General features: G+C 64.1%; 25 protein-coding genes. 17 read left to right on the top strand and 8 right to left on the bottom strand.

What is annotated here, in order from left to right:
• The first annotated feature begins 1 nt into the window (after nucleotide 1).
• The 11 genes from CY652_RS10640 (at nucleotide 2) to CY652_RS10685 (ending at nucleotide 9,996) form a co-directional block, all read left to right on the top strand.
• Nucleotides 2-964: a hypothetical protein gene (locus CY652_RS10640; RefSeq protein ID WP_102130660.1), complete on the top strand. Its 963-nt coding sequence runs from the start codon at nucleotides 2-4 to the stop codon at nucleotides 962-964.
• A gap of 82 nt (nucleotides 965-1,046) precedes the next feature.
• Nucleotides 1,047-1,610: a hypothetical protein gene (locus tag CY652_RS23960; RefSeq protein WP_146010064.1), complete on the top strand. Its 564-nt coding sequence runs from the start codon at nucleotides 1,047-1,049 to the stop codon at nucleotides 1,608-1,610.
• Between the two features lie 294 nt (nucleotides 1,611-1,904).
• Complete coding sequence (locus tag CY652_RS23970; protein ID WP_146010065.1) at nucleotides 1,905-2,327, top strand: hypothetical protein; 423 nt, start codon at nucleotides 1,905-1,907, stop codon at nucleotides 2,325-2,327.
• Nucleotides 2,324-2,926, top strand: coding sequence for a hypothetical protein (locus CY652_RS23975; protein WP_146010066.1), 603 nt, complete (start codon nucleotides 2,324-2,326; stop codon nucleotides 2,924-2,926). The genes CY652_RS23970 and CY652_RS23975 overlap by 4 nt, the downstream gene beginning before the upstream one ends.
• Nucleotides 2,927-2,942: 16 nt before the next feature.
• Complete coding sequence (locus tag CY652_RS10650; protein WP_102130662.1) at nucleotides 2,943-4,034, top strand: hypothetical protein; 1,092 nt, start codon at nucleotides 2,943-2,945, stop codon at nucleotides 4,032-4,034.
• A 96-nt stretch (nucleotides 4,035-4,130) separates the two neighbouring features.
• Complete coding sequence (locus CY652_RS10655; protein WP_102130663.1) at nucleotides 4,131-6,146, top strand: lytic transglycosylase domain-containing protein; 2,016 nt, start codon at nucleotides 4,131-4,133, stop codon at nucleotides 6,144-6,146.
• The gene (locus CY652_RS10660) at nucleotides 6,146-7,219 is read left to right on the top strand and encodes a phage baseplate assembly protein (protein ID WP_258002269.1); all 1,074 of its coding nucleotides are present in this window, start codon (nucleotides 6,146-6,148) and stop codon (nucleotides 7,217-7,219) included. The genes CY652_RS10655 and CY652_RS10660 overlap by 1 nt, the downstream gene beginning before the upstream one ends.
• The gene (locus CY652_RS10665) at nucleotides 7,216-7,818 is read left to right on the top strand and encodes a phage baseplate assembly protein V (protein ID WP_258002270.1); all 603 of its coding nucleotides are present in this window, start codon (nucleotides 7,216-7,218) and stop codon (nucleotides 7,816-7,818) included. Before CY652_RS10660 ends, CY652_RS10665 begins: the two co-directional genes overlap by 4 nt.
• Nucleotides 7,819-7,942: 124 nt before the next feature.
• Nucleotides 7,943-8,965: a tyrosine-type recombinase/integrase gene (locus CY652_RS10670; protein ID WP_180970525.1), complete on the top strand. Its 1,023-nt coding sequence runs from the start codon at nucleotides 7,943-7,945 to the stop codon at nucleotides 8,963-8,965.
• Nucleotides 8,966-9,279: 314 nt separating this feature from the next.
• The gene (locus CY652_RS10680) at nucleotides 9,280-9,546 is read left to right on the top strand and encodes a hypothetical protein (RefSeq protein WP_102130666.1); all 267 of its coding nucleotides are present in this window, start codon (nucleotides 9,280-9,282) and stop codon (nucleotides 9,544-9,546) included.
• 165 nt (nucleotides 9,547-9,711) lie between these two features.
• Nucleotides 9,712-9,996, top strand: a complete 285-nt coding sequence (locus CY652_RS10685) for a hypothetical protein (protein ID WP_102130667.1) — start codon at nucleotides 9,712-9,714, stop codon at nucleotides 9,994-9,996.
• Between the two features lie 353 nt (nucleotides 9,997-10,349).
• Here the strand turns inward: CY652_RS10685 and CY652_RS10690 are convergent, their stop codons facing one another.
• From CY652_RS10690 to CY652_RS10700, 3 genes are all read right to left on the bottom strand, one after another.
• On the bottom strand, nucleotides 10,350-11,222 hold the full coding sequence (locus CY652_RS10690) for a glycoside hydrolase family 16 protein (protein WP_180970527.1): 873 nt from the start codon (nucleotides 11,220-11,222) through the stop codon (nucleotides 10,350-10,352).
• A gap of 320 nt (nucleotides 11,223-11,542) precedes the next feature.
• On the bottom strand, nucleotides 11,543-12,808 hold the full coding sequence (dmeF, locus tag CY652_RS10695) for a CDF family Co(II)/Ni(II) efflux transporter DmeF (protein WP_102130669.1): 1,266 nt from the start codon (nucleotides 12,806-12,808) through the stop codon (nucleotides 11,543-11,545).
• Between the two features lie 9 nt (nucleotides 12,809-12,817).
• On the bottom strand, nucleotides 12,818-13,096 hold the full coding sequence (locus CY652_RS10700) for a metal/formaldehyde-sensitive transcriptional repressor (RefSeq protein ID WP_102130670.1): 279 nt from the start codon (nucleotides 13,094-13,096) through the stop codon (nucleotides 12,818-12,820).
• 93 nt (nucleotides 13,097-13,189) lie between these two features.
• On the opposite strand from CY652_RS10700, the gene CY652_RS10705 reads away from it, so the two are divergent.
• Nucleotides 13,190-13,936 carry a hypothetical protein gene (locus tag CY652_RS10705; RefSeq protein WP_219723724.1) on the top strand — a complete coding sequence of 249 codons (747 nt, stop codon included), beginning with the start codon at nucleotides 13,190-13,192 and terminating at the stop codon, nucleotides 13,934-13,936.
• Between the two features lie 494 nt (nucleotides 13,937-14,430).
• Here CY652_RS10705 and CY652_RS23980 read toward each other — a convergent pair whose 3' ends face one another.
• Nucleotides 14,431-14,658: a hypothetical protein gene (locus tag CY652_RS23980; RefSeq protein ID WP_146010068.1), complete on the bottom strand. Its 228-nt coding sequence runs from the start codon at nucleotides 14,656-14,658 to the stop codon at nucleotides 14,431-14,433.
• A 39-nt stretch (nucleotides 14,659-14,697) separates the two neighbouring features.
• On the opposite strand from CY652_RS23980, the gene CY652_RS10710 reads away from it, so the two are divergent.
• The 3 genes from CY652_RS10710 to CY652_RS10720 all read left to right on the top strand — a co-directional run bounded on the left by CY652_RS10710 (nucleotide 14,698) and on the right by CY652_RS10720 (nucleotide 16,938).
• Nucleotides 14,698-15,117, top strand: a complete 420-nt coding sequence (locus tag CY652_RS10710) for a DUF4279 domain-containing protein (RefSeq protein WP_102130671.1) — start codon at nucleotides 14,698-14,700, stop codon at nucleotides 15,115-15,117.
• Between the two features lie 143 nt (nucleotides 15,118-15,260).
• Nucleotides 15,261-16,508, top strand: a complete 1,248-nt coding sequence (locus tag CY652_RS10715) for an NRAMP family divalent metal transporter (RefSeq protein WP_258002271.1) — start codon at nucleotides 15,261-15,263, stop codon at nucleotides 16,506-16,508.
• A gap of 130 nt (nucleotides 16,509-16,638) precedes the next feature.
• A complete protein-coding gene (locus tag CY652_RS10720; protein WP_102130716.1) occupies nucleotides 16,639-16,938 on the top strand; it encodes a DUF3761 domain-containing protein in 300 nt (99 codons plus the stop codon).
• Between the two features lie 61 nt (nucleotides 16,939-16,999).
• Here CY652_RS10720 and CY652_RS10725 read toward each other — a convergent pair whose 3' ends face one another.
• Together CY652_RS10725 and CY652_RS10730 are read right to left on the bottom strand one after the other, a co-directional pair.
• Complete coding sequence (locus tag CY652_RS10725) at nucleotides 17,000-17,389, bottom strand: hypothetical protein (RefSeq protein ID WP_102130672.1); 390 nt, start codon at nucleotides 17,387-17,389, stop codon at nucleotides 17,000-17,002.
• 170 nt (nucleotides 17,390-17,559) lie between these two features.
• Nucleotides 17,560-18,720 (bottom strand): serine hydrolase domain-containing protein, encoded by a 1,161-nt coding sequence (locus CY652_RS10730; RefSeq protein WP_180970529.1) that lies wholly within the window; start codon nucleotides 18,718-18,720, stop codon nucleotides 17,560-17,562.
• 75 nt (nucleotides 18,721-18,795) lie between these two features.
• Here CY652_RS10730 and CY652_RS10735 point away from each other — a divergent pair, with 75 nt between their 5' ends.
• Entirely contained in the window at nucleotides 18,796-19,437 is a 642-nt protein-coding gene (locus CY652_RS10735) for a TetR/AcrR family transcriptional regulator (RefSeq protein WP_102130673.1), read from the top strand.
• 65 nt (nucleotides 19,438-19,502) lie between these two features.
• Here the strand turns inward: CY652_RS10735 and CY652_RS10740 are convergent, their stop codons facing one another.
• On the bottom strand, nucleotides 19,503-20,390 hold the full coding sequence (locus CY652_RS10740) for an SDR family oxidoreductase (RefSeq protein ID WP_102130674.1): 888 nt from the start codon (nucleotides 20,388-20,390) through the stop codon (nucleotides 19,503-19,505).
• A gap of 96 nt (nucleotides 20,391-20,486) precedes the next feature.
• Here CY652_RS10740 and CY652_RS10745 point away from each other — a divergent pair, with 96 nt between their 5' ends.
• A complete protein-coding gene (locus CY652_RS10745) occupies nucleotides 20,487-21,341 on the top strand; it encodes a helix-turn-helix transcriptional regulator (RefSeq protein WP_180970531.1) in 855 nt (284 codons plus the stop codon).
• Nucleotides 21,342-21,449: 108 nt separating this feature from the next.
• Here the strand turns inward: CY652_RS10745 and CY652_RS10750 are convergent, their stop codons facing one another.
• Nucleotides 21,450-22,589, bottom strand: a complete 1,140-nt coding sequence (locus CY652_RS10750; protein WP_102130675.1) for an ABC transporter substrate-binding protein — start codon at nucleotides 22,587-22,589, stop codon at nucleotides 21,450-21,452.
• Nucleotides 22,590-22,609: the final 20 nt, after the last annotated feature.

The following is a 22,609-nucleotide window of genomic DNA, read 5'->3' on the forward strand; positions in this document are numbered from 1 at the left end:
CATGGCGGTTCACCTTTTCGATACCGACGATGTGCCGGAACATGGCCTGATCGGCGCGATCCTGCTGTACAACCTGCGGTTCTGGATATTCAACAATCAGGCCAACGGCAAAAATTTCATCGATGGCCGCACGTGGACGTTCAACAGCGCGCAAGCCTACAAAAAGCAGTTTCCCTACCTCAGCGAGGACCAGATTCAGCGCAACCTCCGCAAGCTGATCGACAGCGGGGTATTGCTCCGCCGCAGCAATCCGGACGATGGGCGCGATCGCACAGGCTGGTATGCGCTCGTCGATGAGGCTCGGCAATTGGCAGCGATGCCCCAGGCCTCCGAGTTGCATTCCGCAAAATCGCGGGATGACTATATAAGTACAGATGTAAACACAGATATTTTTTCTCCTGCGCGCGCTTCGCGCTTGCCCGAAGACTGGGCTTTGCCGAGAGCATGGGGCGAATGGGCGCTCACCGAAACGCAACAGTTCGCCAGCACGTTGAAAAACTGGGCTGGCGGTGCCTGGACGCCCGAGCACATGCGCTTCGAGGCGGACAAATTTCGCGATTACTGGCACGGGAAGTCCGGCAAGGACGCAGCGAAAACCGACTGGCTCGCGACATGGCGCAACTGGGTACGAAACGCTGGGCCGCTGCGTGCTGCAGCCGCAGGCAAGACTGGCGGTGCATGGCGCGCATCCGATGATGCGGCGCTGGCGAAGGCGAACGAGCTCGGCGTGGGCACGGCATGGCCGAACGAGAGCCGTGACGCATGGCACGCGCGCATCCAGACAGCGATCGACAACGGTGGTTCACCTTCCGCCTCGCTCGCACCGGCCGTACCAGCGCCTGTCGAGCGGCCGGACGATGGGCCGCGCAAACCAATGCCCGATGACATGCGGCAGGCGCTGCGTAATGCATTGAAGCCCCGGGATGGATCTCAGTCGCTGGAGGGCGCCGCCGCATGTGCATAGAGCCTGCTTTCCGGCACACGATTTTCGCTATCCTTGCCGAAGAGAAAATTGCCGCGAAGCGGCGCGCATGGGGAGCGAGAGCATGAGGATCATTCACGAACCGTCCGATGATGCGATTCTCCGCGGTTGGGTCTATTTCCGTGAGTGGCGTGGCAGCCGCAATGCGCTGCTGCTTCTTGACGCACTGGACAGTCTTGCGGCGGCCGAGCGGTTGTGGATAACCGATCGAGGCAGGCGGCCTGGCATGCGCAGGGAGTGGCAGGTGCTGCGCCGGTGTGTAACGCTCGGTATCTTAAGAGTTCGAGAAAAGTTGCTCGAAGCGCAGACTCCTGCGGCAACCGAGCGCGCGCTGCATTCGCGTGGTAGGCGAGCGACATTGGCGCGGAAGGATCTGTTGACCAGCCGTGCTGTCGCCGTCGCGCTGTCGGGTTCGTCGATCGAAGGTGCAGCAAAGATACTCGAGGAATGGGGGATGCCTCGTAGCCGGGCTTATCTGAAGAAAAAGGCATCGGAGCTCGGTTTCACGAAACGGAAGACTGCTGCCAAAAAGACAGCGAGGGCTCGGCGGCAACTGCCCTCTGGGGCTCGGTGGAAAATCGCAGAAACCGGAGCCAGCAGGCGGCGCGTGAGCGGCGGTAATTACTGAATCTCACGGAGTTCAGGTAACTTCAGATTCGCGCGATGATTGGTCAGTTTGATCAATTGGAGCGATCGTGCAGCCTTTCGCAGTTGCCCTCGGCGCTGAGCTCGCGGAGCATTTCAGTCACCAGTCGGCCAATTCCCGGGTCGGCATCAATGCCGTTGCTGACCTTCTCAAGGTCAGCCCCGTAACCGTCAGACGGCGAGTCCGGGCAGGCATTCTTCCTCTACCTCTGCGTGAAGGCTGCGCTCTCAAGTGGCGCATTGCTGATCTGCAGCAATTCCTCAAAAAGGGTGAGTCGTGAACGATTCGATTCGCGCGGCGATCGCGCGTGAGCGTGAGCGCATCGCCCAAATTCTTGCTTGTGGCATACGCGTTGGCCATATCGTCCAGGCCGCCTCATTGGCGTGCGACACCGACTTGGATGTAGTCGCTGCACGTCGCGTTCTGATCAAGTCCGGCGAGTACGGGTCAACGGAGAGTGATGCCGCGGAAAACGACGAGCGAAATGCGGACAAATTCGACGGCGAAAATCGAAAGACCGTCGACTGGATCGACAAGACCGACGAAGAACGGAAGTCGCTGGCAGACAAAATCATCGAGATCGGCGAGGCGACTTTCGGTGCGCGCGCCGGCACGTTCCAGCCGGGCGCGAGCACGCAACAATCCTCTTCGGGACGCGTGATTAGGTTCGATGGGACCCGAGCGCGAGGCAGATCATGAAATCTCTCATCGCGAAAAACGTTTCGTCGAGGTTCTGGGGTTTTCTCGGCATCGAGCCGAAAAACGTCACGCCCGCACGGCACGCCGGTTCCGGCGGCACGACATCTTCTACCATTGTGAGAAGACCGTTTGCGCAATCGATCCCGAGTCGGTCGTCTCCTGCAGTCGCCGCGATGGAAGCGCCGGCGCCGAAGCCTACTGCCCGTGCGACGGCACCTGTGCTTGCTGTGGAGCCCATTCGGACACCATGTCCCGATCACAGCGAGACCGAGGCAGCAGTCAAACGCGAACGGATGCGAATCTCCTCCATCGTTGCTGAAGGTGCCGCGTTTGGAGCGCCCAGGTTAGCTGCGGCACTGGCACGAACTTCGGTCGATGCCGCAGCCGCGATTAACGTCATACGCGCTGCTGCGTGTGACGCGACCGAGGAAATGCAGCCCAGTCTGATGCCCGAGAGCCCGCGCGAATCACGTTTCGTCAGCACCATCGTTTCCAACCCCGGCGCGCTTGCCGATCGCATCGTCGCGGCTGGTGAATACGCCGCAACCGGCAAAGGTGGTCCATCAGTTGGTCCCGCTGTGCGTCGCAACGCTCAATAAACCACCTGAGGATCTCATGAAAAAAGTCGCGCAACTAACCAAACAGATCGCCGCTCAACAACAAATTATCACGGGCTTGACAGCCGATCGCGAACTCGCTGAGAGAGCTATTGCGATCGTTGAAGAGCGGACGGCGATTATCGATTCGCTCCGGGAGCAGCGTCACACACTGCAGGCCGAAACCCTCGCATCGGGAAAGACCGCCGATACGTCGAATTTCGACACGCAAATTAGTAACGCTGAAGCGCAGCACGCGGCCGCAGTGGCTGCGGCGCGCGCAGCGGCTGAATCGATCGTCCCGCTTGATGCCGCCGTCGAACTGGCGAAAAACGCACTCGCAGATCTTGAAGGCCAGCGTGCAGCCGCGCTTGAAGCGGCCATCATGACCGAACACGAGATACACCAGGGCCGCTACTGCGAAGCTGTAGCGGCTCTGCAGGCATGCGTGGAGGGCATGGCCGGCGCTGAACGCGCTTGGCGACTACTATTGAACAAGTTGCCGGGCGACCATTTTCCGGGTCGTGGCTTGGATGTTATCGAAGACATTCGCGCTCGTGGGGTGCGCGTCCCGTGGGAATTTTCCCGGCTCAAGGATCCCGCCGTCGCAGCCGGCTACACCGACGATTTCCGGAACTACTGGTTCGTACCGGTATGGGCCGCTGCTGAGCGGCAAGATATCGGCATGAAAGACGCCGACGACATCGTCAATGCGGCGCGGCGTGCCGGCTTCCCCGGCGATGACCTCGTGACAGCACCGACCGAGCCGGAAGTGCCGAAGATGGTCAAGGTGCGCGTGAAGCGCGGAATCATCCGGGCTGACTCTTTGATCAAGCGGCATCCCGCTACCGGCGCGGTCGTCTCAAAGATCACTCGCAGTTATGAGGTCGGTGACGACCTCGAACTCGAGGAAGCTACTGCGCGCCAGCTTCACATTCTGGGTCATGTTGTTATCCGCGGCGAAGGCGAACTGCCATCACGCACTGGCATTCCGCGAGACGCTGAAAAAGCCATGCGGCCGCGGCTTGCCGGTGCCGAACACAACGAACTTCACCGGGTTGGCTTTAGCTCGGAGATGGAAGCGCTGATGCAGACTGACGGGAACCGATAATGGGCGATGTCACGATGAAACAGGTAATCGTCTCACGCTGTCGCACGGTTTATAGGCACCGGCGTCTCCCCCGAATTCCGCGGAAAGGAACTTGACGTGGCGAGCAATCTTTCCATTACCATCACAGCGATCGACAAGGCTACCGCCGTCGCGCAGAAGGTCAACAAGTCGATCGCGCAGGTCACGAAGCCGATTGCTGACGTACGGCAGTCGGTGGCGGCGTTCTCCAAGGAAACGGGCCTCGACAAGCTCGGGCGCTCGGTCGAGAAGGTCGGGACTGCGTCGACGGAAACCGCACGCCGGATCGCGTCGCTCGCCCCGCCGATCGCGGCTTTGACCGGCGCCGGCACCCTCGCGGGTATCGGTGCGATCGCGCAACGCTTCGGCCGCAGTGCGGTGCAAATCAAGAACACTGCGTACAACCTCGGCATGGGCACGACCGAGCTGCAGAATTGGCAAGGTGCAGCACGTCTTGCCGGCCTATCGAGCGAGTCGATGACGAACGGCCTGATGTCCGTCGGCAACGCGCTCGAGCTCGCCCAGCTGGGTTTGAAGCCCGAGGCGCTCGCCGCCATGACGCAATACGGCATCGGCGTGCACCGGCTGAAAAACGGCTCCATCGATACAGCGCGCGCGATGCGCGACGTCGCCCGCGTTGCCTCGACGATGACGAATGCGCAGGCCCGCAATCGCTTCCTCGATGCTTTCGGGCTTCAGGGACTCGCGCCAATGCTCGCGGAACTGGACACCTATCTCGCAAAGTTCCAGCAGTTGAACGCCGCCATGGGACCGGACCAGATCGCGAAAGGCCAGCAATACACCGAGTCGATGGTCGCACTCGGCGCCAGCATCGACAAGCTGACGAACTCGGCCGGTGCGGCGCTCGCGCCGGCGCTCGGCCAGGTGGCGAACGAGCTGATCCCGATCGCGGACAAGTACGGGCCGCAGATCGCGAACTGGATCGAGAGCACGGACTGGAAGGGCGGCGCGCAGCGAGTCGGCAGTTTCGTCGACGCGGTCGGCGGCGTGGGCCCGATCGCGGCGGGTATTGCGCTGATCACTTTCGCGGGCCCGATCGCTGGCGCACTGACGCTCGCCGGCATGCTTAAGGATATCGCCGCGATCGCAGGCGGACTGGCAGCGAACCCCGTCATTGCATCGACGCTGGCGCTGGTGGGTGGCGGCTACGCCGCGGAGAACGCGCGCCGAAAGGCATTCGATAGCGCCATCCACCGACAGGCCGGCGAGTCGGAATCGAGTCGCGAGCAGCGCGTCGCCGACGCGATGGCGGGCGGCATCGTGACGCCGGACGTCGACACGAGTGCGGGATCACGTGCGGGTGCGTGGACGGACTGGGACAACTGGTGGAATCGACATTTTGGGCAAGACTCGAAACGCGTGACGGCATCGCCGCCGGCGGTGGCCGCGTCAACACCGCCCGTCGCGGCGACGGCGCCTGTCGCACCGGTCGCGGCTGTGGCTCCCACGGCACCTGTCGCGCGGGCAGCCGCGCCGTCGCCCGTATCGCAATTCCGTTCGAACGAGGATACGCGGACGCTATTCTCCGGCCTCGAGGCGCAATACAGTTTGCCGCCCGGGCTGCTCGACAGCGTCTATACGGCCGAGTCCGGTCGCGGTCGCACGCTGGTATCGCCGAAAGGCGCGCTGGGACCATTCCAGTTCATGCCGGAAACGGCGCGCGAGTACGGCGTGACCGATCCGATGGATCTGCGACAGTCCGCGACCGGCGCGGCCCGGATGTATTCGGACCTGCTGCGCGCGAATGGCAACAATCTGCCGGCGGCGATCGCTGCGTACAACTGGGGGCAGGGCAACCTTAACAGGTACGGCTTTTCGGCTCGCCCTGCGGAAACGCGAGAGTACGTCGACAGGGTGCTCGACGGCATGGACCCGTCGGGCAGCATCGCAGGCGCCCCGGCGCAACAGGATGTCGGTGCCGGCAGCGGCATGGCGGCCGATGGCCATGTAAAGGTCGACGTGCAGTTCGCGAATGCGCCGAAGGGCATGACCGCGAGCGTGAAGACGCGGGGCGACATCGTCGCGTCGACCAGAATCTCATATTCGTCGGACATGGTCGGAGGGAACGTGTGATGGACGATGGCGACCTGTCCTTGATTGTCGGCGGCCGGACCATATCCGGCTGGACGGACATCCGGCTGACGAGAGGTGTCGAGCGCTGCCCGAGCGACTTCGAACTCGGACTGACCGATTCCGCTCCGGATTCGGTGTCGGAGGTAACGGTGCAGCCGGGCGACGCCTGCGAGATCCGGCTGGGCAATGACCTCGTGCTGACCGGCTACGTGGATCGCTTCGTGCCCTCCTATAGCCCCGGCTCACACCAGATTCGGGTAAGCGGCCGCGGCAAGTGCCAGGACCTCGTCGACTGCTCGGCCGTGTGGCCGAACAGCCAGATGAACGGCACGTCAGCGCTCGACATCGCCACGAAACTGGCCGCGCATTATGGGATCACGGTGAGCTGCGACGTCCCGAACCTCGTCGCGATCCCGCTATTCAACGTCCTGGTCGGCGAGACACCGCTCGAAGTCATCGAGCGCGTGAGCCGGTTCAGCCAGCTGCTTGTGTACGACGGACCGGACGGCAACCTGATCCTCGCACAGGCGACGCAGCAGGCGCAGGCCGTCGGCGGCGTGTTCGAGGGCGTGAACGTGCAGTCGGCGTCGGTGGCCTACTCGGCCGACGAACGGTATAGGGACTACGTCTGCTTCGCACAGTCGGTTGCCACGCTGAGCGATGCTGGCGTTGGGCCTATCTGGACCGGGAGTGCGCAGGACGAGAACGTAAAACGCCCACGGGAACACTACGTCGTATGCGAGGCTCCGCAAGGCTACTCTGACCTCGCGCAACGTCGCGCGACTTGGGAAATGAACCGGCGCGCCGGCCGCTCTGCGATTGTGAGCGCGGTCGTCGACAGTTGGCGCGACGGCGCCGGCGCGCTGTGGACGCCGAACACGCTCGTCACTGTGTCATTGCCACATCTGAAGCTCCAGCCCGTGAACTGGCTGATTAGCGAGGTGACGTACCAACGCTCGCTCGAGGGCGGCACGACGGCACAGCTCGCGATCATGGACCCGCGCGCGTTTCTTCCGGAACCGATCGTACTGCTGCCGCTGTTCGTCGATCTGAGCGTCTACGGGAGTCAATGATGACCTTTGAGCGCAGAGCGATCAATCGCGTCGCGCGGCGCATTTTCACATTGCTCGATCGCGCGCGGATCAAGCTTGTGAACGATGGCGGCGCGGTGCAGAAGCTTCAAGTGCAGGTGAATGCGCTGGAAACGATCAGCGAGCTGCAGCGCCTCGCCGAATTCGGTTTCACCTCGTCGCCACCGGCGGACTCCGACGTCGCGATTGTGTTCCTCGCCGGCGATCGAGCCAATGGAATCGCAATAGCGACCGGGCACCAGCGTAGTCGGCCGACCGGGCTGCAGGCCGGCGAGACGATGCTCTATTCGCTCGACGGCAAGCAGATCTACCTGACGGCCGGCGGCGGAATCAAGGTCAACGCGAACGGGCAGACGGTGGAGATCGACAACGCGACGACGGTAACGATCAACGCGGCCACGAGGATCCGCGCAGTCACGCCGGTCTTCGAGTGCACCGGAGACATCGTCGACAACTGCGACACGCAAAGTAGCACGCTCGCCGAGCTGCGCGCTGCACATGACGAGCACGATCACGACGTCGAGAACGTGCAACCCGGCAGCAGCACGATCACGACCTCGACGCCGAACAAGACCGTATGAACGTTCGGCCCCCAGCCGGCGGTGGGAAAAAACACCGGCAGCTCCGCGACGCGGTACTGTCACATCAGTCTACTCTTGGTCTCCTCGGACTGACTTGGCGGCGGGCGTGGAGCACCTTACCAGCATGAAGCTCTTTCGAGTTAAACGAATCTGGCATTACCGCTTCCAGCTCGACGGAAAGCGAGTCCAGCGGTCGACTCACGAAACGAACCAGCGGCGCGCCGAGGTAGTTGCGAACAAGGCATGGCGCGCAGTATGCGAAAGCACGCGGCCAAGCGGCGCGAAAACGCTGAAAGAGTTGGGCAAGGAATGGATGACGCATCACGAGCTCATCGTCAGCCATGCTTATTTGCGTTCCATGGACCAGTTGTTACGCCTTCATCTGTACGGCTTGGCGCCCCTGCGGCTCGACGAGCTCACGACACCTCGCGTCGAGGCAGCGATGCTGATGCACCGTTCGACCCATGCACAGTCGAGTACGAACGGCTGGCTACGCCTGCTCAAGGTGCTGGCTCGATGGGCCGTACGCCGGCATCTCATCGCAGGCGTTCCGTGGGAAATCCGTACGGTCCGGATCCAGAAGAAGCCGCGGCCCATTCTTCCGCTTTCAGTCACCACGGCGTGGCTTGATGCGGTCGACGTCTATTCGATCCGGTCTCGTGCAGCGGCGGTCGCTGTTCGCCTGATGTTCGGGCTTGGATTGCGCGAGTCGGAAACAATCACTGCGCGCTGGGAGTGGATCGACTGGGAACGCTGCACTTACACGCCCGGCTGCACCAAAGGCCGTGAGGCAGTCGCTCTTCCGATGCCCGCATGGCTCGTCAGTTATCTCGCACCGCTGCGAAAAACGGGCGGCTTGATTGTGACGAACCGGCGTGGCTGCGCATGCTGCCCCGGCTTCACACGCCGGGCCATGCGATCAGCCAACGTTCGGTGCGACGTGCAGGGTCTCACGGCGCATCGACTGCGCGGCACCTTCGGGACCCTCCTCAGTGAAGCCGGCATTCCCGTCCAGACAGTGCAGCGGCTCATGCGCCACAAAGATCCGCTCACGACCATCGGCTATCTCGAAGTCAATGTGGACCTCGCCGTCCAAGCTCAGCAGACAATCGCGCGACGTACGGGGCTCGCGCCGACCACAGATTAATTACTCAGATTTGAAATTCGTGACGATTGTAGAGTAACGGACGTTTCGTTCCTCTTACATACCCGGATTCTGGGTATTTGATTCAACGGCAGCCCGGCCGGGGCGGTGGTACATGGCTGTACCCTAAATTGGCGGTTGCATTTGCCCGCCGGTGCAGTCCTGAATTCCAAAGGGGGTCAGTTTGGCCACCCCCTTTGCCATAGAGCGCGATCTCTCGGAGTTTGGCCCACTCGCGTTTGAAACGCGGTTGGCAAAAACGGGCGTCCGGCTGACGGCGCAGGAAATCGCAGCTCGTCTCGGCTTCAGCGACCGCCATGTGGCTGATCTCCTTGCCGAACGGGGTCAGTTTGGCCACCCCCTTTGCCATAGAGCGCTTTCGCGATCTCCAGATCGATGCTCTGATCCGTGGCAGCTACACGCGCGCATCCGTGGTCGAGTGCCTTAGGCTGGCGGAGGTACAGCGGCAGGAAAGTGGCAAATGCTCGCAACAAACCGTTGCCACGCAAGGCCAGTACGATTATCCGGAGTTATCAGCACAAGCCCACCCGGCGGAGCGCCATCGCGGTCAACATTGGCCCTGATTAAGTCCGGTGCGGCGCCAGATTGGAGCACCTCTCGGGAGTCTGGCGGCCGCGTGGGTCCCTCCTGGGGCGAGAATCCCTACGGGCATTGCCCGCCGCGTTTTGTGACCAGCTATAGGGGCCAAAAGGTGTTCGCACTTTCCGGGATCGCAAGGGCGTCGACAGATGGCTGAAGGCATCTCGATTCGCGAGTTCGCGCGCCGCGAGTGCGTTTCGGACACGCCGGTTCGAAGGGCGCTCAAACAGGCGCGGGTCAAGGCTTTCGACGATGGAACGCTCGACCCGTCGCTCATCGGCACTGCCTGGCGTGAAGGCAATGCGAAGGGCGCTGCGCCGGCTGTGAGCAGCAGTGCGAACAAGGGATGCGAACACGAGTGCGAACAGGGCGAACAGTTCGCAGGGTTCGCATGGTGTTTGCACTGGTGCTGGCACCCCACCGCAGCCGAGTGACTTCCCGATCAGAAATCAGGATCTGAAAACTGCCACGCGCGTGCGTCGACATGCGGAAGGCGAATGAGGCTGCGCCAATTTTGGCGAGTGTTGTTTTCGCGCAACCCGCCAGCAACTGCGGTATGCGGGTAGGGTGGACTGCCCAAATTCACCGAGCCGCTGACCATAGCGGTCATCCTCTGGTGGTATTTTCGGTGGTACTTCTCTAGCCTGATATTGCCAGATTGTTGACAGTAAAGGATCAACCTGATTTGTTCGAGTCCGGTCCCCGCACCAACTCTCCATCCGGATAGATCCGGGAAAATCTCAAAGCCCGTGCCGTAACGCTACGCCTCGCGATATTTCTGCATCGCTTATCCGGATCGGCCGACCGACGCCGGTAACGCGTAGACGCGGACCCAATTGATATCGAACGTGGAACCGTCGACCACTTTGTCTACGGGCCAACCGCCGCCCAGCGCGTAGTCGAGCATCATGTAATAAGGCCCCGTCATATAGTCTGCGGCATCTGAAGTCGGGATCTGATTGGTCTGGATGCCGTCGATATACCAGGTGATGTGCACAGGGTCAATCTGGCAGCCATAGATATGGTAGCGCCTCCAGGGCTTCGCTCCGTCCGGCATCGGCGTGGCGGGCGAGTAGAACTGCGCCCCTTCGCTACGCGTGCCGCCTGAAGCCCAGTTGTGCGTCGCTTCCTGAATGACGGCGCGATTATCCGTGTAGGTGTTGCCGTACCACTCGAAGATATCGATCTCCGAAAATTTTTTCCCCGACGTGTTGTTGATGGACGTCGAACTCAGCAGCCAGAATGCCGGCCAGGAACCCGTACCGGACGCCGGCATTCTGGCGCGGACTTCGAAGTATCCGTAGCGTTGCGCAAATCCCTGGCCGGTTTCGTCCATCGAGGAGAGATTGCCGGAACGCCAGGTGCCGGCCGGGTCCACGTATGCCTTGATGGACAAAACGCCCCCCGAAACACTGAGTGCGCGGCTATCCCACCTTGAAGCGGAGTAGTTTGAGGCCGGTCCGTAGGGCGGAATGTGAAGCCAGGTTGCACTGCCTTTGGGCGAGCGGGTAGCGACGCTCAGACGATCGAAGTTGTCTTCGAAGGTCAGTGTGTATCCTGTCAGATCGATGTCGCCGGCATGTGGAGCATGGCTCGGGGCTGGCGCCGGTGCCGACACCGAAACGGCGGTCGATGCAGGTTTTGCCGCGGCAATCAGCATTGACAGAACCGATATCGAAACCACGGTTAGCACCCGGCTTATACGACTCATCGCTTGCCTCTCCACTTCGTACGCGTTTGCCCTGTCAATTTCGCAAAAGGCTTCGCGGCGTTCCGTGCGACGGCGCACAGGTGGTGTCGAGTCGAGGCGTACAGATTTCCGGGAAAATCCTGAAACCCGCGATGGCGCAGCGCTTCGCGGGTTCTTTATGCCGGCGATGTCCGCGTGAGTCCGGGGCATGGACGGCCCGCACGCGGAAGCGCGAACGGTCGTCGATGGTCCGGTAATCGAGTCGCCGGCTCGCGCTTCATCGCACCGTTTCAGTTGAGGGCTGCGGGCCGCAGCACTTCCACCGTGATATGCGACAGGCCCTTGAGGCGCTGCAGGATTGCGTGATAGAAACGCGAGTCCCGATTCGACCGGTCAGTGGCGACGGACACCACGGCGCTCATATGGCCGGGGCCGAGCCGCCAGACGTGCAGATCGACGACCCGGTCGCCGTCCGCCTCGATCGCCCGGCGAACGCTGTCGGCAAGACGCCGGTCCGGGTTCACGTCGAGCAGGATTCCCCCGGTATCGCGCATCAGCCCGTAGGACCAGTTTGCGATGACCAGTGCGCCGATGATGCCGGCAAGCGGGTCCATCCAGAGCCATCCGAACAGTCGCGCCAGGACGAGCCCGACAATGGCGAGTACGGATACGGCCGTATCGGCCATGACGTGCAGGTAGGCCGACCGGATGTTGTGGTCCCGCGTGGCGGCATCGTGCGGGCCATGGTGCTCGTGCTCCTCGAATTCGAATTCGTGCTCGTTGCCGTCGAGCAGGACGATCGCCTTGAATTCGTGCGGCTCCGGAATTTCTTCCCCCGATTCCAGGTATCCGCCCCGGTCCAGCATGGCGAATATCTGGCGCGTGCCGTCCGGACGGACCGTGGTCACCGAAACGGGCGTGCCAGGCAACGACCCCGCGGTGGCGGGGGCGAGCCGGAATACCGGCGGCACGCCGTTCTCGAAGATCGATACGTCGAGCATGCCGGACTGGGAGAGAATTTTCCTGGGCTCTTCGTCGTGACCGTGCCCGTCATGATCGTGACCGTGATGATGGCCGTGGCTGTGCCCGTGATGATCTCCGCCCAGAAGCCATACGCTGGCGAGGTTGACCAGCAGACCGAGCACGGCGATGGGAATGGCCTCTCCGAAACGGATCGGCACCGGCGACAGGAAGCGCGCGACGGCTTCGTATCCGATCAGCAGCGCAATCATCGCGAGCACGATGGCGCTCGAAAATCCCGCCAGGTCGCCGAGCTTGCCCGTCCCGAACACGAAGCGGGCATCGTTTGCGTGCCTGCGTGCGTAGGTGTAGGCCAGCGCGGCAATCAGCATCGCTCCCGCATGGGTGGACATGTGCAGGCCGTCGGCCACCAGTGCCAGCGAACCGAACGCGCTTCCGCCAACGATTTCCGCGACCATCATCGCGCTGCACAGCGCGATGACCGCCCATGTGCGGCGTTCGTTTTCCTTGTGGGCGGCACCGAGGAAAACGTGGTCGTGCCCCGCGCCGAATGCGGCATCGCTGAAGTCGCTCATGCCGGTCTCTTATTTGAAGTAGCTATGCACGACCTCGACCAGCAGTTCGGTCGCGCTGCCGCCGTCATGATCCTTGCCGCTCTCCGCATCGACCAGATGCGTGCGAATGTGGTCCTCGAGCACCACGGCCAGCAGACCATTCATCGCGCCCCTGCAACTGGCGATTCGTTGCATGACCTCGTCGCAACCGCTTTCGTCTTCCAGCGCGCGCTCGATAGCCTCGACCTGCCCCTTGATGCGGCGAACCCGGTTCAGCAACTTCTGTTTCTCTCGAACGGTATGACTCACGGCGTCTCCTATATACCCATAGGGGGTATACTATAATCGATTTCGGGTTGCGGGATAACCGGGAGGCGGGGCGGTCCGATGGTCGGGCAGCCGATGACCGTCGTTTCGCTGCACCCGGTCAAGAAAGCCGCTTCCCGTGCGAAGCGCGCCCGCATGACGGGCGCTTCGCGCCAGATCCTATTTTTATCGAGCGAGCGACCATTCATGGCGGATATGTCCGACGGCCCCTCCACCCACACCATCGACGGTCCGGATAACCGGGTGCTGTTGCGTCAGGGGCTGTTACTCGAATACGTCACGCTTGGCTGGAATGTGGTCGGCGTCGTCGTGGTGGGTATGGCCGCATTGGCCGCGCGATCGGTGGCGCTTGCCGGTTTCGGGCTGGATTCCCTGATCGAGATTTTCGCGTCGATGGTCGTCGTGTGGCACCTGACAGGTGCCGGCGGGCGCAAGGAGAAGCTTGCGCTGCGGTTGATCGGGGCGGCGTTTCTGGCGCTGGCTGCGTATGTCGTGATCGGGACGGCGTACGTGTTTGCCGTGGGCGGGCGTCCCGCGCCTTCGCCGGTCGGCGCGGCGTGGCTCGCCGCAACCGTGATGGCGATGCTGCTGCTCGCAAGGGGAAAGCGCGTGGTCGGGCGTCGCCTCGGCAATGCCGTGCTGATCGCCGAATCGCGGGTGACGGTGATCGATGCGCTGCTGGCGGCGGCCGTGCTGGCCGGCGTTGCGTTGAATGCGCTTGCCGGCTGGTGGTGGGCCGATCCGCTGGCCGGCCTCGTCATCGTCTACTACGCGGTGACCGAGGGCATCGGGCATTGGAAGGAAGGCCGCGAAGCGGCATGAAGCGGCATGAAACGGGATTGGGTCAGGCATCGGCGAGGTGGTCATGGATCGTTGGCGGGTTGCCGGTGGCGAGCGTCAATTCAGCCCGACGTGCCTGACCATGTCCGGCAATTCAATCGTGAGTGGTCGCCGTCATGGCGAGACGCGTATGCCGTGACGGCGGCTGACCGGCTTTGGCTTGACCGGACGCGGCTTCAATTCATGGTCGAGGCGGTCGTCGAACAAGCGTCACGGTTCGTCGACGCCGGTATCCCGCCGGTCACCCGGTAGCGTTGCTCACAGGACCTTCGACTGCCCGTAATCGCGTCACCTGCTGCGCGACGGGTCGAAGCGCTCACGGCTGACGCTGATGTGGCACAGGATGCTCTCGATCTCGCCAGTCGACACATCGGAAAAGTGCGCCTGATTCTTGAATCCGTCGTCTGGATTCAGTGTCCGCTGATCGTTTTCAATGATGTCGGGCTTGACGACGTGCAGGAATTATAAGTAATCCTTCAGATGTCAAAATGGGGACTTGATATAGTCGGCGTCGATGTCGATTTGTAGGCTCCCGTTCCACCCTTATTCATGGGCAAATCGTGAACGGGAATAGCGACCCAAAAACATTCGACGACATCCTGCATTGCTTCAAACCCGACAATGGCCTTGGACCAGCGGATAACGTCATTTGGCACGACAACGGCGATGTCTACTTCAATGGAAATTTCGTCGCGAACTTCCACGATTGGGCCAATTAACAGGACCAAGGATCAGGATTGCCGATGACAGACCGTCAACTCGCGCACGCAACGTTTCATGTCATGGGTGACTCGGTGGTGCCTGCGTTCTGGACCGACTACTTTGACGTCAAACCGGATACGGCCATTACGAAGGGTGAGCCCTTTATTACGCCATCCGGCAGGATCAGCCGCACGCCAGGTAGGGTCAGGTTGTGGGGCTTCGGCAGCAAACCATTCGTTCACAGCGACGCACTCGAACCGCACCTGCGCTATCTGACAGACCGACTGAACCTCACGCGGCCGGGCCTTCGCGAACTGCTGGAGCGCGAAGGGGTCAAGGCGCGGTTTTGGTGCTACTGGGACAACGCGACCGGCGACCGCGTGCCCGACGTGCCTGACGACATCCGCGCGATGATGGAATTCCTGGGCGGCGTAGTCGAAATTGACGAGTATCGGTGGTAGTTCGGTCTGCCGGGGGGGGACGCAGTCGTTAGCCCGGCCCTGTGTTGCGTGCAGGCTTGTCAGGGGGAAGCCCAGTCTTGACGCTCCCCCCGTTCTGCGCCACTATCTCATTTTTATAATAGTTCTTATTCTCACTGTTCCCGATGAGTTTACCCCTACCTGCCCGGCCGTCGCGCTGGTGGCTCAGGGCGCTCGCTGTCGTAGGCCCGGGGGTGGTCGTGATGCTGGCCGACACGGATGCCGGCAGCGTCATCACCGCGGCGCAAAGCGGTGCCCAATGGGGGTACCGGCTGCTGCTGCCGCAACTGCTCCTCATTCCCGTCCTGTTCATCATTCAGGAACTGACCGTTCGCCTCGGCGTCGTCACCGGCAAGGGTCACGGCGATCTGATCAAACATCATTTCGGTTTGCGCTGGGCGTGGCTGTCGGTGGGCACGCTGATGCTCGCCTGCCTCGGTGCGCTGCTATCGGAAATGAGCGGGCTGGCCGGCGTCGGCCTGATGTACGGCATTCCCTCCTGGCTGACGTTGACGGTCGTGGTCGTCGGGTTGTCCTGGATGGTTTACACCGGGTCGTACCTGTCGGTAGAGCGGGTCGCCCTTCTGCTCGGCGCTTTCGAACTGGTGTTCCTCGTGGTGGCCTGGCGCGCCCATCCCGACGTTGCGACCGTGCGCGCCCAGCTCGTCGACATGCCGCTCGGCAACCACGACTATCTGTTCCTGCTGTCGGCCAACATCGGCGCGGTCATCATGCCGTGGATGGTGTTTTATCAGCAGTCGGCCGTGGTGGAGAAGAGGCTCGGCCCCGGAGATTTGCGCGCCGCCCGGTGGGACACCGCGATCGGCGCGGTGTTGACCCAACTGATCATGTCGGCGGTGCTGATCGTCACGGGGGCGACGCTCGCGCGTTCCGGCTCGAACAGGCCGCTCGACACCGTGCAGCAGATCGGCGACGCCATCACGCCGTTCCTCGGCGTGCAGAGCGGCAAGCTGCTGTTCGGCATGGGCATGGGCATGGTCGGCGCGGCGCTCGTGGCCGCGATCGTCGTGACGCTGACCGCGGCGCGCGCACTGGGCGAAATATTGGGGTATCGGCACACGCTCGAGCACAAGCCGCGCGAGGCGCCGTGGTTTTACGCCACCTATACGCTGGTGCTGATCGCCGCTGCGTTCATCACGGGCTCCGGTGCGAACCTGGTCTCGCTGGGCGTCGGCGTGCAGGTGATGAACGCGCTGCTGCTGCCGATCGTCCTCGGTTTCCTGTATCTGCTCGCCCGGCGTCTGCCCGAGTCGTATCGACTGGGGAAGGGTTACGGGTGGGTGGCTTGCATGCTGATCGTCGTGACGGTCGGCCTTGGCTTGTACTCCGGGATTGCGGGTATGTTTTCCTGAGGGCGGCACAAGAAGCTGATCGGCCGCGCCGCCTCGTGTAGCACGACGTTCCGCATGCCCGACGGGTTCGTGTCGGGCATGCCCCGCAAGACAAAGAAAAAGACGGAGGAAGGAGATGGCGGAGAGCCACATGAAAAACGGCCGCGTGGCCGCGAGAATATTCGCCCTCATTCGATGCACCAGTCTGGCGGCACTGCTGGCCGTCACCGGCACGGCTCACGCCGGCCAGCCGTCTCCCGACGAATCCCAATTGCAGGAGCACGGCCATTACGTGAACCGCGAGGGGCATGTGGTGCACTCGCCGGCGCATTCGCGCAACGGCAAGGTGCCCGTCGGCGCGACGGCGAAGTGCGGGGACGGCACGTACAGTTTCAGCCAGCATCACGCCGGGACCTGCTCGCATCACCACGGTGTGGCGGAGTGGGAGTAGCGCCCAGGCAACGCGAACGGTACCGGGCGGCGAGACCCGGCCGCGAAATCATTCGGTTCGCCTACCGCGCCGCCTCTACTCCCCGAAGCCGCTCCGCGAAGTGCACCAAATCGGGGGCCAGCGTCGACGCCGGCTGACGGCTCGCGACGGACAGCACGCGCTCGCGCGTCTCGTCCCGCCATCCTTCGGCGGCCGCCAGCGCCTTGATCAACCGGATCAGTTCGGCGCGCGCTCTTCGCGCTTTACCCAGCTCTCCGGCAGGCGGTCCGGAGCGCACCGGACGACATGGCGCATTCCGCAGGTAATCGATGATCTCGTACTGGTGCTCGGCCACGAGCGCGCGCAGCGCGTCGCGCGAACCGGCGGGCCCGACCATCTCCAGCGTGTCGCCGCGGGGATGCAGTGCGAGACCCGCCGCGCTCGCGAGATCGATCACCTGTTGAGCATCCATGTCCGACTCCTTCCGCTCGTTCCAGACGCCGGGTGCGGGCAGATTCGCGTCCGGAATCCTCCGGTCACCCGAAAAGTCATGCTACACGAGAAATAAAAACCCTCGCAGGCCTGCCGGTTTTGTCTCCTCGTCCTGCCGGAGCGGTTGTGCCGGGCGCGCGGCTCATGAACCTATGAACGATAGGCGGCGTCACGCACGTCGAGCGTGAACCGGCCGGACATGCCCTCGAACGCGGTGTTGGTCAGTGCGACGACGCTCAGCGCCTGCCGCGGATCGACGAACCAGCTATGTCCGTACGCGCCGCCCCACGCGAACGTACCCGGCGATTGGGGCGTCGCGGCGGCGGCCGGATCGACGAGCACCGACGCACCGTAGCCGAAGCCCCATCCGGGGCCGATCGTCTCGGGCTGGACGCCGACCTGGTCGGTCGTCATCTGCGCGACGGTCTGCGTTTCGAGCAGTCCGTCGCCGCCCTTGCGCAGGCATTCGAGCAGCCGCAGGAAATCGCTCGCCGTACCGACCATGCCCGCGCCGCCGGACGGCCAGGCCGACGGGTTCAGCGCGCGGCCCGGAGCGAACGAAAGGATGCCGCCCGACGACGGATGCGCGAGTTCGGCGTGCGCGGGCATGCGGGTGGGCTCGGGGACGGCGTCGCCGTAAGGCGCGGCGAGGCGTGCCGATTGGCCGGCCGGCACGACGAAGCCGGTATCGGTCATGCCGAGCGGTTCGGCGATCAGTTCGTCGATCATCTGCGGTAGCGGGCGGCCACCGGCCGCCGCGACGACCGCGCCGAGCACGTCGATCGCGAGCGAATAGCGCCACGCACTGCCGGGCGCGTAAGACAGCGGCGCGGTGGCAAGCCGGCGCAGGTTTTCGTCGAGGTCGACGTCCGCGTCGTCGAGCCCGTCCGACACGCCGTGGGCGTGCCACGCGGACGTCTCCGGTTCGAGGAAGCCGTAGGTGAGCCCCGCCGTATGCGTGAGCAGATGGCGGATCGTGATGACGGGCTCGCTGCCGTCGGCGAGCCGGGGCCGGAAGGCGGGCAGCCATTGCGTGACCGGCGCGTCGAGTCGAAGTACGCGCCGCTCGACGAGCCGCAGCGCGGCGGTCGAGACGATCGGTTTGGTCAGCGACGCCAGCCGGAAGATCGCATCCTCGCGCATCGGCGTGCCGGCCTCGCGGTCTGCGAAACCGGCTGCGCGGCGGTAGACGGGTTCGCCGTCTCGCGCGACGAGCACGACGGCGCCGACAAGGCGCCGCCCGGCAAGCGCGCTGTCGATGGCGGCGTCGAGCGCGGCGGAGCGCGCGGGTGAAGCGGGGGAGCCAGACACGGGGAATCTCCTATAATCACAATGACCGTTCCGGAAATCTACGCGGATGCCGGATTAATTTCAAGAGTGATCGTTATGAAAAATAGTCCGATGCCGGCGCGTTCCCGCGGCCGGCCGCGCGGTTTCGACCGCGATGCCGCGCTGGCCGATGCGATGCGGACGTTCTGGAAGTACGGCTACGAAGGGGCGTCCATCGCCGACCTGACCGGGGCGATGGGCATCACGCCGCAAAGCCTCTATGCGGCGTTTCGCTCGAAGGCTGATCTGTATCGCGAGGCGCTGGACCGTTATCGGACCAGTGTCGGCGGCGCGATATTCGAATCGTTCCAGGCGGAGCCGGAGGCCGTAGCGGCGTTCGGCAATCTGCTGCGCGAGTCGGCGAGGGCGTTTTGCCGGCGCGGCCGGCCGCGCGGCTGCATGGTGTCGACGGGCGTGCTGACGTGCGCGGCCGAGCACGCGGAGATTGCCGCGCACGTCGCGGGGTTGCGCGGCGCCACGATCGCCGCGTTCGAGGCGAGGGTCCGGCGCGCGATCGGGGCGGGCGAGCTGCGCTCCGACACCGACGCGGCGGCGCTTGCCCGCTACGTCGGCGCGGTGGTTCAGGGGATGTCGGTGCAGGCGCGCGACGGCGCGAAGGAGGCCGAACTCGCGGCCGTCGCGGAGATGGCGGCCGCGACCGTGGCGGGCTACGGCGTCGTGCGGCGCGTGGCCGTGTAGGCGCGGAATCCGGCGGGTCGCGAGCGGAGTGCGACCATGCGTCCGCGCGCGGCCCGCCTGTCTCGTCAGCCGAAGTAGGCGTTCTGGTCGAGATCGGCCAGCAGGCCGGGCTGTGTGGGCTGCCATCCGAGTTGCTCGCGCGTCCAGCGGCTCGACGTCGGGTTGTCGATCGCGGCGAAATGCGCGAACCAGCCGAAGTGTTCGGCGGCTTCCTCCGGCGTCTTGCTGACCACCGGCACGCCGAGGCGCCGGCCGATTACGGCGGCGATGTCTTTGAACGGCACGCCTTCTTCGGCATTACCGTGATACCGGGCGCCCGCCACGCCTTTTTCGAGCGCGAGCCGGTAGAGCCGGGCCGCGTCGACCCGGTGCACGGCGGGCCAGCGGTTGAGCCCTTCGCCGATGTAGGCCGAGAGACCCTTCTCGCGCGCGGTGCCGACGAGCGTGGGCACGAAGCCGTGGTCGCCCGTGCCGTGGACCGACGGCGGCAGGCGCAGGACCGAGACGCGTACGCCGCGCGCCGCCAGCGCCGCCGCGGCTTCGTCCGACGCCACGCGCGGGAACGAGTTGGACGGCGCCGTCGTCTGCTCCTCGGCGAGTTGGCTCGAGGCGAGGAGCGCGGTCCCGGACGTGACGACGAACGGACGGCCGGAGCCGGCGAGCGGGGCGCCGAGCGCCTCGATCGCGCGGCGGTCGATTTCGCAGTTGGCCTTGAAGTTCGAGAAGTCGTGGATGAAGGCCGTGTGGATCACGCCGTCCGCGGCGGCGGCGCCCCGACGCAGGCTGTCGAGATCCTCGAGCGAGCCGCGATGGACGTCCACGCCTTCGGCGGCGAGCGAGGCGGCGGCCGCGTCGGAGCGGGCGAGGCCGAGCACCGAGTGTCCTGCGGCCTTCAATTCGCGGACGATGGCCGAGCCGATGAATCCGGTGGCGCCGGTTAGAAAGATGCGCATTGTGAAACCCTCCGAACGTTGAGAACGGAAGTGACTTTCCGCTCACGGCTTATCCGGGTAAAGTAGTGACGTTATAGAGGTATAAGGAATAACAGGATGAGCGTGGCACCCACGAACGACAACCCGCTTGGCAGTTATCTGAAGGATCGCCGCATGAAGCTCGACCCGGCGGCGCTCGGCTTCCCGATGGCGCGGCGCCGCACGCCGGGGCTGCGGCGCGAGGAGGTCGCGCAGCGCGCCAACGTCAGCGCGACCTGGTACACGTGGCTCGAGCAGGGGCGCGGCGGCGCGCCGTCGGCCGACGTGCTCGAGCGGATCGCCCGCGCGCTGATGCTGACGGGCGTCGAGCGCGAGCACCTGTTTCTGCTCGCGCTGGGCCGCGCGCCGGAGGCGCGCTACGAAGCGGCCTCGGGCATTTCGCCGAGGCTGCAGCATCTGCTCGACGTGCTCGAGTTCAGTCCCGCCTTCGTGAAGACGTTCACCTGGGACCTCGTCACCTGGAACCGGGCCGCCGCCGCGGTGTTCGGCTACGACACGTTCGCGTCCGACCAGCGCAACATCCTGCGCCGGATCTTTCTCGACCCTCACACGCGATCCGTGCAACTCGACTGGGAGAGCGTCGCGCGATTCGCGGTGGCGGCGTTTCGCGCGGATTCCGCGCGCGCCGGGGCCTCGAAGACCGTCGAGGCGCTCGTCGAGGAACTCTGCGGCAAGAGCCCCGAGTTCGACGCGATATGGCGCGACAACGACGTGCGAGCTTACGGCGAGGGGACGAAGCATCTGCGGCATCCGCAGGTCGGGCTGCTCGCGATGGAGTATTCGGCCTTTGCCGTCGACGGCCGGCCCGATCTCAGCATGGTGGTCTACAACCCGGCGACGCCGGCCGACGTGGACAAGGTGCGCGGGTTGATCGCGGCCCGGTCGGCCGCGCCCGCGTCCACGTCGGCATGAGCGGCGCGCTTTTTATTCTGCACGACTCGCTATATCCGGCGGTGCCCGCGCAACGCGCGTCGCGCAGGCACCGCCTCGCCGGCCGGCCGCATCGGCACGATGCGTCGGTCAGGGCGACGCGAAGTCGATGTGCTTGACGAAGACGATCTTGCCGTTGTCGTTCTTGACGATGTTGTAGCCGTGCAGGCCGTCGCCGTTCGCGTCGAACGAGTAGGTCCCCTCGACGCCCCGGTAGCCCTTGATCGCATGCAGCGCCCGCGCGATGTCCGCCGGCTGCGCGCTGTTGGCGTTGCGGATCGCGAGCGCGAGCAGCTTTACCGCGTCGTAGGCCCAGGCCGAATAGAAGTCCGGGTCCATCTTGTAGGCGGCGCGGTACTTGTCCGCGTAGGCCTGCGCCTCGGGGCTCGCGCCCGGCGAGAAGTCCGAAACCGAATAGGTGCCGTAGAGCGCGTTGCCGGCCAGTTCCATGGCCGTCGCCGTCGCGACCGAAGGCGAGCCGACCCAAGCGGTCTTCACGCCTAGCTGCCGCAGTTGCTTGCCGAAGATCGCGACGTCGGTCGAGTTGGCGATGTAGGTCGAGATGACGTCGGCGCCCGAGTTCTTGATGGCGAGCACGATCGGCGTGAAGTCCTGCGAGTTGCTCGCGAAGCCCTCGGTGACGACGGGCGTGACGCCGGCGGCCTTGAGCGCGGCGCTCAGGTTGTCCCGTCCGCCGTTGCCGAACGCGTCGGTCGAGTAGACGATCGCCCACTTCCTGAGCTTGAGCGTGTTGAGCCCGTAGTCAGCGATGACCCGCGCGGAGTAGCCGTCGTTGGGCCGCGCGCGGAAGATCCACGGGTTGTGCGTGTGCGTGAGGCTCACGTCGGTGCCGCCCATGATGAGCGGCAGGCGCGCGCGCAGGATGGTCGGCGAGATGGCCTGGATCTGCGTGCTGCGCACGGTGCCGATCAGCGCGGAGAGATTGCCCGAACTCGTGAGTCGGGAGATGGCGAGGACGGAGCCCGGGTTCGTGCTCTGGTTGTCCTCGTCGCTCAACTGGATCTGGCGGCCGAGCACGCCGCCGGCACGGTTGATCTCGTCGATGGCAAGCTTTGCGCCGTTTTGCTGGTAGGCGCCCGATTCGGAGTTCGGGCCGGTGTTTTCGGTCACCATGCCGAAGCGGATCGGATCGGCGGCGAACGCGTGGAACGAGGCGAGACCCAGGGCGGCCGAGGCCGCGAGGGTCAACCAGGACAGTCTTTTGTTCATTGCTTGTCTCCTTGTGGTGT

Origin of the sequence: Burkholderia sp. WAC0059, from assembly GCF_002870125.1 — a bacterium.
Taxonomy (GTDB): domain Bacteria; phylum Pseudomonadota; class Gammaproteobacteria; order Burkholderiales; family Burkholderiaceae; genus Paraburkholderia.

Excerpts from the sequence above, each read along its gene's own strand:
- CY652_RS10640 (WP_102130660.1), top strand. The coding sequence starts at position 2 with ATGGCGGTTCACCTTTTCGATACCGACGATGTGCCGGAACATGGCCTG.
- CY652_RS23960 (WP_146010064.1), top strand. The coding sequence starts at position 1,047 with ATGAGGATCATTCACGAACCGTCCGATGATGCGATTCTCCGCGGTTGG.
- CY652_RS23975 (WP_146010066.1), top strand. The coding sequence starts at position 2,324 with ATGAAATCTCTCATCGCGAAAAACGTTTCGTCGAGGTTCTGGGGTTTT.
- CY652_RS10650 (WP_102130662.1), top strand. The coding sequence starts at position 2,943 with ATGAAAAAAGTCGCGCAACTAACCAAACAGATCGCCGCTCAACAACAA.
- CY652_RS10660 (WP_258002269.1), top strand. The coding sequence starts at position 6,146 with ATGGACGATGGCGACCTGTCCTTGATTGTCGGCGGCCGGACCATATCC.
- CY652_RS10665 (WP_258002270.1), top strand. The coding sequence starts at position 7,216 with ATGATGACCTTTGAGCGCAGAGCGATCAATCGCGTCGCGCGGCGCATT.
- CY652_RS10670 (WP_180970525.1), top strand. The coding sequence starts at position 7,943 with ATGAAGCTCTTTCGAGTTAAACGAATCTGGCATTACCGCTTCCAGCTC.
- CY652_RS10680 (WP_102130666.1), top strand. The coding sequence starts at position 9,280 with ATGTGGCTGATCTCCTTGCCGAACGGGGTCAGTTTGGCCACCCCCTTT.
- CY652_RS10685 (WP_102130667.1), top strand. The coding sequence starts at position 9,712 with ATGGCTGAAGGCATCTCGATTCGCGAGTTCGCGCGCCGCGAGTGCGTT.
- CY652_RS10690 (WP_180970527.1), bottom strand. The coding sequence starts at position 11,222 with ATGCTGATTGCCGCGGCAAAACCTGCATCGACCGCCGTTTCGGTGTCG.
- dmeF (WP_102130669.1), bottom strand. The coding sequence starts at position 12,808 with ATGAGCGACTTCAGCGATGCCGCATTCGGCGCGGGGCACGACCACGTT.
- CY652_RS10705 (WP_219723724.1), top strand. The coding sequence starts at position 13,190 with ATGACCGTCGTTTCGCTGCACCCGGTCAAGAAAGCCGCTTCCCGTGCG.
- CY652_RS10710 (WP_102130671.1), top strand. The coding sequence starts at position 14,698 with ATGACAGACCGTCAACTCGCGCACGCAACGTTTCATGTCATGGGTGAC.
- CY652_RS10715 (WP_258002271.1), top strand. The coding sequence starts at position 15,261 with ATGAGTTTACCCCTACCTGCCCGGCCGTCGCGCTGGTGGCTCAGGGCG.
- CY652_RS10720 (WP_102130716.1), top strand. The coding sequence starts at position 16,639 with ATGAAAAACGGCCGCGTGGCCGCGAGAATATTCGCCCTCATTCGATGC.
- CY652_RS10725 (WP_102130672.1), bottom strand. The coding sequence starts at position 17,389 with ATGGATGCTCAACAGGTGATCGATCTCGCGAGCGCGGCGGGTCTCGCA.
- CY652_RS10735 (WP_102130673.1), top strand. The coding sequence starts at position 18,796 with ATGAAAAATAGTCCGATGCCGGCGCGTTCCCGCGGCCGGCCGCGCGGT.
- CY652_RS10740 (WP_102130674.1), bottom strand. The coding sequence starts at position 20,390 with ATGCGCATCTTTCTAACCGGCGCCACCGGATTCATCGGCTCGGCCATC.
- CY652_RS10745 (WP_180970531.1), top strand. The coding sequence starts at position 20,487 with ATGAGCGTGGCACCCACGAACGACAACCCGCTTGGCAGTTATCTGAAG.
- CY652_RS10750 (WP_102130675.1), bottom strand. The coding sequence starts at position 22,589 with ATGAACAAAAGACTGTCCTGGTTGACCCTCGCGGCCTCGGCCGCCCTG.